The 12,297-nt window shown below is 58.2% G+C and carries 11 protein-coding genes; 8 read left to right on the top strand and 3 right to left on the bottom strand.

The genetic code is table 11. The features are described 5' to 3' along the window. Positions 1–48 precede the first annotated feature (48 nt). Entirely contained in the window at positions 49–723 is a 675-nt protein-coding gene (locus B149_RS0110765) for a class I SAM-dependent methyltransferase (protein WP_018125196.1), read from the bottom strand. A gap of 295 nt (positions 724–1,018) precedes the next feature. On the opposite strand from B149_RS0110765, the gene gcvH reads away from it, so the two are divergent. From gcvH to lpdA, 4 genes are all read left to right on the top strand, one after another. Continuing rightward, positions 1,019–1,399, top strand: coding sequence for a glycine cleavage system protein GcvH (gene gcvH, locus B149_RS0110770; protein WP_018125195.1), 381 nt, complete (start codon positions 1,019–1,021; stop codon positions 1,397–1,399). A 65-nt stretch (positions 1,400–1,464) separates the two neighbouring features. Next, positions 1,465–2,799 (top strand): aminomethyl-transferring glycine dehydrogenase subunit GcvPA, encoded by a 1,335-nt coding sequence (gcvPA, locus tag B149_RS0110775; RefSeq protein WP_018125194.1) that lies wholly within the window; start codon positions 1,465–1,467, stop codon positions 2,797–2,799. Then, a complete protein-coding gene (gcvPB, locus tag B149_RS0110780) occupies positions 2,799–4,250 on the top strand; it encodes an aminomethyl-transferring glycine dehydrogenase subunit GcvPB (RefSeq protein ID WP_018125193.1) in 1,452 nt (483 codons plus the stop codon). The genes gcvPA and gcvPB overlap by 1 nt, the downstream gene beginning before the upstream one ends. A 4-nt stretch (positions 4,251–4,254) precedes the next feature. Beyond that, entirely contained in the window at positions 4,255–5,616 is a 1,362-nt protein-coding gene (gene lpdA / locus B149_RS0110785; protein WP_018125192.1) for a dihydrolipoyl dehydrogenase, read from the top strand. 436 nt (positions 5,617–6,052) lie between these two features. On the opposite strand, the gene B149_RS0110790 is transcribed toward lpdA, so the two are convergent. Continuing rightward, positions 6,053–7,252 carry an aspartate aminotransferase family protein gene (locus B149_RS0110790; protein WP_018125191.1) on the bottom strand — a complete coding sequence of 400 codons (1,200 nt, stop codon included), beginning with the start codon at positions 7,250–7,252 and terminating at the stop codon, positions 6,053–6,055. 9 nt (positions 7,253–7,261) lie between these two features. Continuing rightward, complete coding sequence (gene dut, locus B149_RS0110795; RefSeq protein ID WP_018125190.1) at positions 7,262–7,726, bottom strand: dUTP diphosphatase; 465 nt, start codon at positions 7,724–7,726, stop codon at positions 7,262–7,264. Positions 7,727–8,321: 595 nt separating this feature from the next. Here dut and B149_RS0110800 point away from each other — a divergent pair. The 4 genes from B149_RS0110800 to yajC all read left to right on the top strand — a co-directional run bounded on the left by B149_RS0110800 (position 8,322) and on the right by yajC (position 12,191). Next, positions 8,322–9,845, top strand: coding sequence for a glutamate synthase-related protein (locus tag B149_RS0110800; protein ID WP_018125189.1), 1,524 nt, complete (start codon positions 8,322–8,324; stop codon positions 9,843–9,845). A 61-nt stretch (positions 9,846–9,906) separates the two neighbouring features. Further along, the gene (locus B149_RS0110805; RefSeq protein ID WP_018125188.1) at positions 9,907–11,004 is read left to right on the top strand and encodes a class II glutamine amidotransferase; all 1,098 of its coding nucleotides are present in this window, start codon (positions 9,907–9,909) and stop codon (positions 11,002–11,004) included. Between the two features lie 5 nt (positions 11,005–11,009). After that, on the top strand, positions 11,010–11,765 hold the full coding sequence (locus tag B149_RS0110810; RefSeq protein ID WP_018125187.1) for a GltB/FmdC/FwdC-like GXGXG domain-containing protein: 756 nt from the start codon (positions 11,010–11,012) through the stop codon (positions 11,763–11,765). A gap of 45 nt (positions 11,766–11,810) precedes the next feature. Then, on the top strand, positions 11,811–12,191 hold the full coding sequence (gene yajC, locus B149_RS0110815) for a preprotein translocase subunit YajC (protein WP_018125186.1): 381 nt from the start codon (positions 11,811–11,813) through the stop codon (positions 12,189–12,191). Positions 12,192–12,297 lie beyond the last annotated feature (106 nt).

Genomic DNA, 12,297 nt, shown 5'->3' on the forward strand with positions numbered 1-12,297 from the left:
CCGGCAAAGACCGAACGTAAATTCCTGTTCAATATGGAAATCGGGCCTTCAGTCGGCCGGATTACGCATTTCCCAAAGGTTGACGCGGGGATGCTGGCCGCAGAGCGGAACGCTTTCCGTGGTCAGCTTGACCGGGGCGAAACCGGCATTTTCAAGATCGTCCCAGACGGGTCTGGAGACGGTCCTGACCGGCTCACCTATCCATATCCTGCCGCCGGGCGCCAGAGCATGACGAAACAGGGCGGTCAGAGGGTCGAAAAAGCGTTTTTCATAGAGCACGTCCCCTGCCCAGATAAAGTCGAAGCTTTCGGGTGTTACAGCCGGATAACGCCAGTCCATGGCCATCCACAGAGGCTGCTGAACATCGTTGAGCTTCGCGTTGACGTGGGCGTAATGCAGTGCGCGCGGGATGTAATCGAACGCGACCACCTCCGCACCGAGATCTGCTGCAACGAGCGCCGTCAACCCGAGACCGCAGCCCACGTCGAGGCATTTTCTACCGCGAACAAGTTCTGCGTTACGGCTGATCCACTCACCAAGCAACACGCTTGCAGGCCAGACCTCGGCCCAGTAGGGCAGCCGCTCGTCATCATCCAGATCGCCTTCATCCATGCGCTCCCAAAGCGTTTCAAGATCCGCCTCGCGATCCAACAGCCAGATGCGTCCGGCAATCTCGGCCTCAACCCGGTTGGAGCTTGCGTGTATGTCCGATGCGTGCGTCATGGGTCTTTTCTATCCACCTCTAGTGCAACTGTCAACTTTAAAAGTAACACACTGGGAAACAATTCTGAACCAGAAGTAACCAGATAAGACTTTTTGCGGACACATCCGTATGCACATAAAGCCCACGGAAGATGCATATCACGCACACAAATGTCATATAGTTGACGAATGGACGCCGGGTGAAAGATACAAAGGCGTCAGGTCAATATTTTAACGGTTCCAATGAATCGTGGAGCATGCTAGGTAGCGGCAAAATCCGTTGACAACACCCATCTCAATATCAGGAGGTAGCCCCATGGTTCCCAATGGTCTCAAGTACGCCAAATCCCACGAATGGGTTCTCGTCGAGAACGATATCGCCACCATCGGCATCACCCAGTTCGCTCAGGAGCAGCTGGGAGACCTGACCTTCGTGGAAATGCCCTCCGTGGGCGACACACTGGAGCAGGGCGAAGAGTTCGGCTCCGTCGAGTCCGTCAAGGCGGCCAGCGAACTGTATGCTCCCGTCTCCGGCGAAGTGGTGGAAGTGAATGAGGAGCTTGAAGACGCTCCCGAAAAGGTCAACGAAGATCCCTACGGTGAAGGCTGGATGCTCAAGGTCAAGATCAGCGCCGAACCGGAAGGACTTCTGGACGCCGAGGCCTATCAGGCCCAGCTGGATTCCGAAGACCACTAGGCGACTCTTTTCCGGGGCGGCTCCTTGCGGGGTCGCCCTTTGACTTCTACTAAGGACTGCATCACATGCCTTACGTTCCCCATACCCCGGATGAAGTCCGGGAAATGCTCGATGTCATCGGCGCAGGTTCCATTGAAGAGCTGTTCGCCGAAATTCCGGAGGACCTCAGGCCCAAGAGCTTCGACCTGCCCGAAGGCCTGAGCGAAATGGACGTGCTCATGCGCCTGGAAGCCATGGCCGCCCGTAACGCCACCGACAAGGCAAGCTTCCTCGGCGCCGGATTCTACGACCACTACATCCCGGCCACCGTGGATGCACTGACCATGCGCGGCGAATTCTATACGGCTTATACGCCGTATCAGCCCGAGGCCAGCCAGGGCACGCTGCAGGCAATTTTCGAATACCAGACCGCCGTCAGCCGTCTCATGGGCATGGAGTGCTCCAACGCGTCCGTCTATGACGGGGGCACCGCCCTGTACGAAGCCCTGATGATGGCCGTGCGCAAGACCAAGCGCCGCAAAGTAGTAGTGAGCGAAGCGCTCAACCCGATCTACCGGGTCATGCTCGACTCCTACACCTCCAACCTGAATCTGGAATTCGTCTCCGTCCCGCACAAGGACGGCATGACCGACATTGAAGGGATCAAGGCCGCCATCGACAAGGAAACCGCCGCGGTCATGGTGCAGAACCCGAACTTCTTCGGCTCCGTCAACGACTTCACCGAGCTTTTCAAGACCGCCGCCGAGCAGAAGGCTGTCTCCATCATTTCCTCTTACCCGGTCCTTCAGACCCTGCTCAAGACACCGGGCGAAATGGGTGCCGACATCGCCGTGGCGGAAGGCCAGAGCCTCGGAATGCCGCTTTCGTTCGGCGGTCCCTACCTCGGCATCATGACCTGCACCAAGAAGATGGTGCGCCAGATGCCCGGGCGCATCGTGGGCCGGACCAAGGACACCGAAGACCGTACCGGCTACGTGCTCACCCTGCAGGCGCGTGAGCAGCACATCCGCCGCCAAAAAGCGACATCCAACATCTGCTCCAACCAGTCGCTGTGCGCCCTGCGCGCGCTGGCACACATCTGCTCCCTCGGCGAGCAGGGCCTGCGCCGCGCCGCGCGCCTCTCCATCGAACGCGCGCACCAGCTGGCCGACAGGCTCACTGCCATCGAGGGAGTCGAGATGCTGACCAAGGGCGCTTTCGGCAACGAGTTTGCCGTAACCCTGCCGGTTCCCGCATTCGACCTCATCGGCAACATGCTGGAGAAGGGCTTCGTGCCCGGGTTCCCGCTGGGTCGCTACTATGAAGGGCTGGAAAACGGACTGCTGCTGGCGTGCACCGAAAAGACCACCGAGGAACAGATCGGCGTATTCGTCGAGATGATGAAGGGGGCGTTGAAGTAATGAAGACCATATTCGAAAAATCCGTGCCCGGCCGCGAAGGCTGCTGGCCCTGCGACGGCATCGGCGAAGAGGCATACATCCCCCGCGAACTCCTGCGCGACGGCGAAGCCGGGCTGCCCAGCTCCGGCGAGCTGGACGTGGTACGCCATTTCACCAAGCTCTCCCAGCGCAACTTCGGCGTGGACGGCAATTTCTATCCGCTCGGCTCCTGCACCATGAAGTACAACCCCAAGTTCACCGAGCTGGTGGCCGGGATGCCAGGCTTCACGCGGCTGCATCCCGTCATGCCCCAGCTTCAGGGAGCAGGGCGGTTCTGTCAGGGCGCGCTGGAAGTCATGTACGACACCGAGCAGCTGCTTTGCGAGCTCACCGGCATGCACGCCTACACCATGCACCCCATGGCAGGCGCACACGGCGAACTCACTGGCGTCATGCTCATGGCCGCCTATCATAAGGACAAGGGCAACAAGAAAAGCAAGATCATCGTTCCCGACTCCGCGCACGGCACCAACCCGGCCTCGGCAGCTGTCGCCGGCTACGAAGTGGTCTCCATCGAATCCCGTGACGGAATCGTGGACCCCGAAGCTCTGCGCGAAGTGCTCGACGACGAAGTCGCGGGGGTCATGATGACCTGTCCGAACACCCTCGGCCTGTTCGAGACCCATCTGCCCGAGATCGTCAGCATGCTCCGCGAGGTGGACGCGCTCCTGTACTACGACGGAGCCAACCTGAACGCCATCATGGGTCAGATGAAAGTCGGCGACGCCGGTTTCGACATCGTGCACCTCAACCTTCACAAGACACTCGGCACCCCGCACGGCGGAGGCGGCCCCGGCTCCGGTCCTGTTGGTGTTTCCAAACGCGTCGAGCCGTATCTGCCCATTTCCCGCGTGGAAAAGATGGAAGACGGCCAGTTCGCCCTGAGCTACGACCACCCCAAATCCATCGGCTACGTGGCACCGTTCTACGGCAACTTCGGCGTTTACCTGAAGGCCTACGCCTACATGCTTCGCCTCGGCCGCACCGGCCTTTCCCGCGCATCCGAGCACGCCGTGCTCGCCGCAAACTACATGCGCAAGCGCCTTGAAAAACACTTCGAGATTCCTTTCAACCGGACCTGCATGCACGAGTTCGTGGCCAGCGCGGTCCGTCAGGCGGAGAAGGGCGTGCGCGCGCTCGACATCGCCAAGGCGTTGCTGGACAAGGGCCACCACGCTCCCACGGTCTACTTCCCGCTCATCGTCAAGGAATGCATGATGGTCGAGCCCACTGAGACCGAGAGCAAGGCCACTCTGGACCGCTTTGTGGACGACTTGATCGCCATCGCCGAACAGGCCGACGCCGATCCCGAAAGCCTGCACCAGTGCCCGACCACGCTGCCCGTCACCCGACTGGACGAGACCTTTGCAGCAAGGGCCATGCAGCTCACGCAGGACATGGTCGAGGACTAGACGAATGGCATACGATATCGCAGTCATAGGTGCCGGTCCCGGTGGATACGACGCGGCGACCGAAGCCGCTTCCTTCGGCCTGAAGGTCGCGCTGGTGGAGAAGGGTGATCTGGGCGGAACCTGCCTCAACTGGGGCTGCATTCCGACCAAGGTCATCCTCGGCGCCACCTCTGCCGTGGAAGAACTCGCCAGCCAGCGCAAAATGAAGGTCGCAGACGGTGAAGTGAACATCGACTATGCCGCTCTGGCCACACGCAAGGACAAGCTCATCGCCGGAACTCGCAAGGCCATGGTCCAGCGCCTGAAACAACTCGGCGTGGACCTCTACACCGGCCTCGGCCGCATCCCGACCTCCGGCAAAGTGAGCGTCGAGACTCCCGAAGGCACGCAGGAAATTGAAGCCGCGAACATCATCGTGGCCACCGGCTCCAAGCCCACGTTCTTCCCCGGCCTTGCACCCGACGGCGAACGCGTCATGGACTCCAACGACTTCCTCGCCATGACCGAGATGCCCGAAAGTCTCATCGTGGTCGGCGCGGGTTTCATCGGTCTCGAAATGGCACAGGCCGCGCACCGCATGGGCGCAAAAGTCACTGTCGTGGATGCCATGGACCGCGTCGCACCGCTGGAGGACCCCGAAGTCTCCAAGACGTTGCAGTCCATCTTCAAACGCTGGAAATGGGACGTGCGCCTCGGCGTACGCGTGCAGTCCGTCAAAACCGAAAGCGATAAAGCCGTCCTCACCCTCGAAGGCGGAGACGTGGTCGAAGCCGACAAGGCCCTCGTCGCCGTAGGACGCGGCCCCGTTTCCAACAACCTCGGACTCGAAGAACTGGGCGCAACGCTCGAACGCGGCACCATCAAAGTCAATGAATACCTTGAAGCCGCCCCCGGCATTTACGCCATCGGCGACGTCAACGGCATCATCCAGCTCGCGCACGCCGCGAGCCATCAGGCCCACTACGCTGCCTCCCGCATCGCCGGAAAGACCGAAGCGGCCTATGAATCCGGCCCCGTGCCCAGCGTCCTGTACGGCGCACCAGAAACCATGCGCGTCGGCCTGATGCCCGAACAGCTCAGAGTCGAAGGACGACCCTGCGAAACCTCCAAATTCGCCTTCGCAGGCAACCCCATCGCCCAGTCACACGCCTCAACGCAAGGCTTCTGCAAGGTGATCTGGAGCGACAACAAAGTGGTCGGCGTCACCGCCGTGGGACACGACGCCTCACGGCTGACCACCCCCGCCACCATGATCGTACAGGAAGGATGGACGCCCAATGACATACACGGCACCATCTTCCCGCATCCATCACTGGACGAAGCACTCCTGAACGCACTCAAAGCTGAACGCACCGAATGCAAATAGAAGAGGGGCGGCGCAAAAGCGCCGCCCCTTTTTTTGCCTCCGGCGGCTTAAGAACCTTTTTGCAAAAAGGTTCTTAAGAATCTCCAAAAAACATTTGGCTTGCCAAGCCGCATTCAAGCTTTCCGAAAGCTGAAGCCCTCAGGCGGCTTGGCGGGTGAACTGACGGCGGGTGTTAGGTTAGCGGGGATTGAGAAAGATGGTGATTTCCAGTGGTAAACACGCGAACTAAGAAAGATCCCCTTGACTCCCCCTGCCACAGCAGTTCGCCAGCCACCCAAATCCCCGTCAGCGGGGTTGCAGCTAGGATGCGGACTGTGCGACCGCATGAACCCGGCTGCTGCAACCCCGCTGACAACCCAGGGATTACAAAGGGGGCCCGCCCCTTTGGCGGGGTGCAGGGGCAGCACCCCTGCCCGCCGGAGGCCTACCTTAACGGCTATGCCTCTAAAACTTCTTCCAGTTCTTTAAGGAATCGTTTCAGATCTTCTTTTTCGATGATGAGTGGCGGGACAAGTCGCAGGATGTTGCCCTGTGTGAGATTGCAGACGATTCTGCGATCGAGCAGGGCTTTCCAGACGTCTTTCCCTTCGAAGGTGAGTTCGATTCCGAGCAGCAGACCAAGGCCGCGTGCACCTTTGACTTTGTCCGGGTGGCGTTGGGCGAGTTTGGTTGCTTCGAGTTTGAACCATTCTTCGAGCTGGGCTGCGCGCTGATCGAGCTTGTCGTGCCGCATGATGTCTATCACTTTGGCAGCGACTGCGGACACGAGCGCACCGCCTCCGAAGGTGGTGGCGTGTGAGCCGGGTTCAAAGCCTTTGGCGACTTCTTCGGTGGCGAGGACGGCGCCCATGGGCAGGCCGTTGGCGAGGGCCTTGGCGGACGTGAAGATATCGGGCACGAGACCGTAGTGCTGGTGTGCCCAGAAGCGTCCGGTACGGCACATGCCAGTCTGCACTTCATCGACGATTATCAGAAAGCCGTACTCTTTGCGCAGCTCCTTGAGGGCTTCCACGTACTCGTGGGGCAGGGGGCGCACGCCGCCTTCGCCTTGAACCATTTCTATCATCACAGCGGCGGTGTTCGGGGAGAGGGCATCCTTGAGTGCCTCGACGTTTGCGAAGGGGACCGTGGTAAAGCCCGGGGGCAGGGGATCGAAGCCGTCCTTGATGGGACCTTCCTGTCCGGTGGCGGTCAGGGTCGAAAGGGTACGACCGTGGAACGACTGCTGAAGTGTAATGACCTCGGCGGCATCCGTCTGCCGTACTTTTCGCATGTACCGACGGGCCAACTTGATGGCGCCTTCGTTGGCTTCCGCGCCGGAGTTGGAAAAAAAGACGCGGTCAGCATCACAGGTGTCGAGCAGTTTCTCGGCAAGATCAAGCTGTTCGTTCTGGTAAAACAGGTTGGATACGTGCACCATTTTTCGTGCCTGCTCGGCCATGACGTCCGCCAGCTCAGGACGACTGTGGCCCAGACTGCACACGGCGATACCGGAAAGAAGGTCAAGGTATTCGTTGCCTTCAAGGTCAAAAAGCGTGCAGCCCTGAGCTTTTGAAACGGCCAGCGGGTAGCGGCCGTAGGTCTGCATCATGAGGGACTGTTCCCTGTCACGTATCGTGTCGAATGAAGCGGTCATTGTATTCCTCTATACGGTTCCTGAGTGACCGAATCCGCCAGCGCCGCGAACGGTTTCGCCGAGGGATTCGGTGATGACGATATCACCCTGCCAGCACTTCTGGAAAACCAGCTGTGCGATGCGCTGTCCGCGTCGGATTCGTCGTTTTTCACTGGAAGTATTGAGAAGGAAAACCTTGATTTCACCGCGATAGTCGGGGTCGATGACGCCGACTCCCTGGGCAACGGTCAGTCCCTCTTTGGCACCGAGCCCGCTACGGGAGTAAATGAAGCCTGCGATGCCGGGCTCGCCGACCTCAATGGCCACACCGGTAGGTACGGCATAGCGTTCACCCGGAGCAATTTCCACTTCCTGCTCATCAATACAGGCTCGCAGATCCAGCCCCACCGAATGCTCCGTGGCATAACTGAGGTCGTGCTCCTTCCATACACTATGGAGGAACTTGATTTTAACGGGTACCTTGGGTGGTTGCATCATATCTCCTTAATATGAACTTGGACACGTTGAATCGCCCGAAACGACTCCCGTGTCAATCGTAAGCAACGCATAGAAAACAAGCGTTTTTACATCGATGTTCAATACAGTTATTTCAAACAATTGAAAGGTCATATAAGTGCACTTTCTCAAGAATGACACCACCGGCATGATGAACTCAATGCAACATTGCGCATGGATTCACAATCAATTTGCCCCTTTTTATGAACTAATATTGGAAAATAATCGCACTCAAACGTCCAGGAAGCAAATATGAACGGACGTGTTGGTTTTCCATGTCTTTCCCTATCACGTCCTAAGAACCACTGTTTTTTAGTTTGCAATTATTCAAGCCCCTCGCCAATCTTTCATCAACCACTTCAAGCAACTGTATTTTAATGATTAAAAGTTGAAACACACTTCATAACTGCTCTCGCATACAACTCGCCCCCCTCAAACTTGACAATAATTCCCAAGTTGTGGTCTCTAGAAATTGCATTCGACGGAACGCCTTGTGTTACTATTTTGTTTAAAAACAAACATACTCACAAAGCAAGCAACCCACGAATAACGATTTTGAAAAAGGCGGTCATCAATGGCGAGACCAATCAATAAAAACTATCACGAATTTCGCATCGAGCGTGACCGCGGCCTCTGCATCGACTGCGGAGCGTGTGTCCGCCAGTGCACCTACGACGCACACTGGACCGACGATGAAAGCGGAAAGGTGGTGCACGACAACACCAAATGCATAGGGTGCCACCGTTGCGAAGCCATCTGCCCGACGGGTGCCCTGAACATACGTTTGAACAAGTCTGAATTTCGCCCCAACGCCAACTGGCGACCCGTGTTCATGCAGAATATCTACAAGCAGGCCCAGACCGGGGGCGTTCTGCTGGCTGCAACGGGGTCGCCCGTGGATCTCCCTGTCTACTGGGATCGCATGTTGCTGGACGCCAGTCAGGTCACTAACCCGTCCATTGATCCCCTGAGAGAGCCGATGGAGCTCAAGACATTTCTCGGCAGCAAGCCCAAAGGCCTTCAGGTAGAAACCGGCAAAGACGGAAATCCTGAACTGAAGACCCGGCTTGCTCCTCAGATAGAGCTGGAGACTCCAATCATGTTCGCAGGCATGAGCTTCGGGGCCATCAACCTCAACCTGCACAAGGCCATGGCCATGGCAGCGCAGGAAACCGGCACCGCCTACAACACGGGCGAGGGCGGACTGCATAAATCATTATATGAATACGGTGGCAATACCATCGTGCAGGTCGCATCCGGTCGGTTCGGAGTGAACCGTGAATACCTGAATGCGGGCGTGGGCATTGAGATCAAGGTAGGGCAGGGCGCCAAGCCCGGCATCGGAGGGCATCTGCCCGGAGAAAAAATCAGCGAGGCCATCTCGGAAACCCGCATGGTTCCGCTCGGCTCCGACGCCATCAGCCCTGCGCCGCATCACGATATCTATTCCATCGAAGACCTTCTTCAGCTCATTTTCGCACTGAAGGAAGCCAGCGAATACAGACAGCCGATTTCCGTCAAGATCGCGGCCGTTCATAATGTGGCCGCCATCGCATCGGGCGTGGTTCGCGCCGGAGCGGACATCGTCACCGTGGACGGAATGCGCGGCGGCACCGGAGCCGCTCCGGCCATGACGCGCGACAACGTAGGTATCCCCATAGAATTGGCTCTGGCGGCCGTTGATCAGCGGCTCAGGGACGAAGGGATTCGGCACAAGGCGAGCGTTGTCGCTGCGGGTGGCATCCGCTGTTCCGCCGATGTGCTCAAGGCCATCGCCCTCGGTGCGGATGCGGTCTACATCGGAACCGCTGCGCTTCTCGCTGTCGGCTGCACCCTCTGCGGACGCTGCTACACCGGCAAATGCCCGTGGGGCATCGCCACCAACGACCCGAAGATCGCCAAGCGTCAGAAGCCGGACGAGGCCGCCGAAAGAATGGCGAACCTGATCAAGGCTTGGAGCCATGAAATCAAGGACATGCTAGGCGGCATGGGCCTCAACTCGATCGAAAGCGTGCGCGGCAATCGCGACAAGCTTCGCGCTGTCGGTCTGTCCGACGCGGAAATGGACATCCTCGGCATCAAGCACGCCGGACGGTAGCGGCCAATACAGCCTGAAACATCCTCGGAGACCCAACAGACATTCGAGCCAAGGAGTGGCAATGAAAGCTCCCGAAAAATATTACGATTTCCAGAAAGACATCTCCGGTTGCGGCGTCTTTGGCGTCATCAGTAGGGAGAAGAAACTCATCTCCGGCGACCTGCCAATCAACGCCATGGCCTGCATGCACGACCGTGGCAACGGTCTTGGCGGCGGTTTCGCGGCTTACGGCATCTATCCGGAACACGCGGATAAATACGCATTCCACATCATGTGCGATGACAGAAGAGGCGTGGAAGGTTCGGAGCACCTGCTTCGGCAGTATTTCGACATTCATGAGTTCGAGCCCATCCCTACGCGGGAGACGTTGGCAATCCATAATCCGCCGCTCGTGAACCGCTATTTTGTCACCGTTCGTGAAGACAAGCCGGAGGACCTGAGCAAGCTGCCCGAAGACGACTACGTCGTAGCCGTGGTGATGAAGCTCAATACGCAGGTCCCGGGTGCGTTTGTCTTCTCATCCGGCAAGGATATGGGCGTCTTCAAAGGCGTCGGATACCCTGAGGACATCGCCGAGTTCTTCCGTCTGGACGAATACAAAGGCCACATCTGGACCGGTCACAACCGTTTTCCCACAAACACGCCGGGCTGGTGGGGTGGAGCGCATCCGTTCACCATCCTCAACTGGTCCATCGTTCATAACGGAGAAATCAGTTCCTACGGCATCAATCGCCGTTATCTCTGCGAGCACGACTATCTGTGCACGCTCATGACGGATACCGAGGTGGTCGCCTACGAACTGGATCTGCTCATCCGCAAACATGGCCTGAGTTGGAATCTGGCGGCAAAGGTCTTCGCCCCCCCCTTCTGGGAGGAAATCAAGACCATGCCCGAACAACAGCGCGAATTGCATACCGCGTTGCGCTACACATACGGATCCGGAATGCTCAACGGCCCGTTTGCGATACTTGTGGCCGACAACAACCGGCTGATGGGCCTGAACGACCGCATCAAGCTGCGCCCTCTGCTGGTTGCCGAAAAGGATGACATGGTCTTTATGTCCAGCGAAGAAGCATCGGTACGCGAAGTCTGCCCCGAACTGGACCGGGTCTGGATGCCCAAGGCGGGCGAACCCGTCATCATCGACGTGAAGGAGTAGGGCACATGACCGAAAAAAAGATCACCCTTGACGCCAAAGGCAAGTATTACAAGCAGTTCAACGAACTTATTCGCCAGAAGGCGCAAGAGGGATACACCGATTTCGTTCTGGAGAACGTCAACGGTCACCGCTACATCGCCACCGCGCTGTGCGGCGACCTGAAGATAGCAATCAAAGGCGTTGCCGGACCGGATACCGGGGCCTTCATGGGCGGACCGCACCTTCGTATATCTGGCAACGCACAGGACGGAATCGGAAACACGATGGACAGCGGAAAAATCGCCATCAACGGAATGGCTGGAGACGTTCTGGGCTACGCCATGCGCGGCGGCTCGATCTTTGTCCGCTCGGATGTGGGCTATCGGTGCGGAATCCATATGAAAGCATATAAGGATTATGTCCCGGAGATCGTCGTGGGAGGCAAGGCCGGGGACTTCCTGGGCGAATACATGGCCGGAGGAATTATTTTGCTCTTGGGTATGTTTTCTGATAAGCCTGATGCGCCCGTTGCGGGCAGAAGTCTCGGCACCGGAATGCACGGGGGCGTCATATACGTCCGCGGAAGCGTCCCGGAATCGCAGCTCGGACCTAACTTGCACACGCAGCCCGTGGATGAGGATGATCTCCAGACCATCCGAAGACTTGTGGATGCCTTTGCCTTGGAATTCGAGCTGGACGCCGAAACCGTTATGAACGAGAATTTCGTCAAAATCCGGCCGTTCTCTCACAGACCTTACGGCAACCTCTACGTCGCCACCTAGGAAAAGGGAACGGACCGAGAAACTTCAACACTGGGAGGAACCTCAATGTTCTTCGAATCCGTTGCCTTTGCCGCCGCGCCCCCCGCAAACGGCGCCGCCGGCGGTGCGGGCGGACTGCTTGCCGGTCCGCTGCCCATGCTCATCCTGATGTTCGCCATCTTCTACTTCCTGCTCATCCGTCCGCAGCAGAAGAAGGCCAAGGAACACAAGCAGATGCTTGAGAACCTGCAGGTAGGCGACGTGGTCTGGACCAACGGCGGCATCAAGGGCACCATCAAGCTCATCACCGATGAGATTCTCACCCTCGAAATCGCCAACGGCGTTGAAGTGGAATTCCAGCGCGGCTATGTCGCCGGGAAGTTCGACCCCGAGGCCGGAAAGCAGGCCCAGAAAAAAGACAAGAAAGAAAAGAAAGAAAAGAAGTAGTCGACGGGATCGGATGATCCCGTTTCTTCGGCCTTTCGCGGGCCGGGACGCACAAGCTGCGAGCCCGGTCCGCGCCTTGCGTTCCCGCTCGGGCCGATGTTTTTAT

The organism is Desulfovibrio oxyclinae DSM 11498, from assembly GCF_000375485.1.
In the GTDB taxonomy this organism is placed as follows: Bacteria; Desulfobacterota; Desulfovibrionia; order Desulfovibrionales; family Desulfovibrionaceae; genus Pseudodesulfovibrio; species Pseudodesulfovibrio oxyclinae.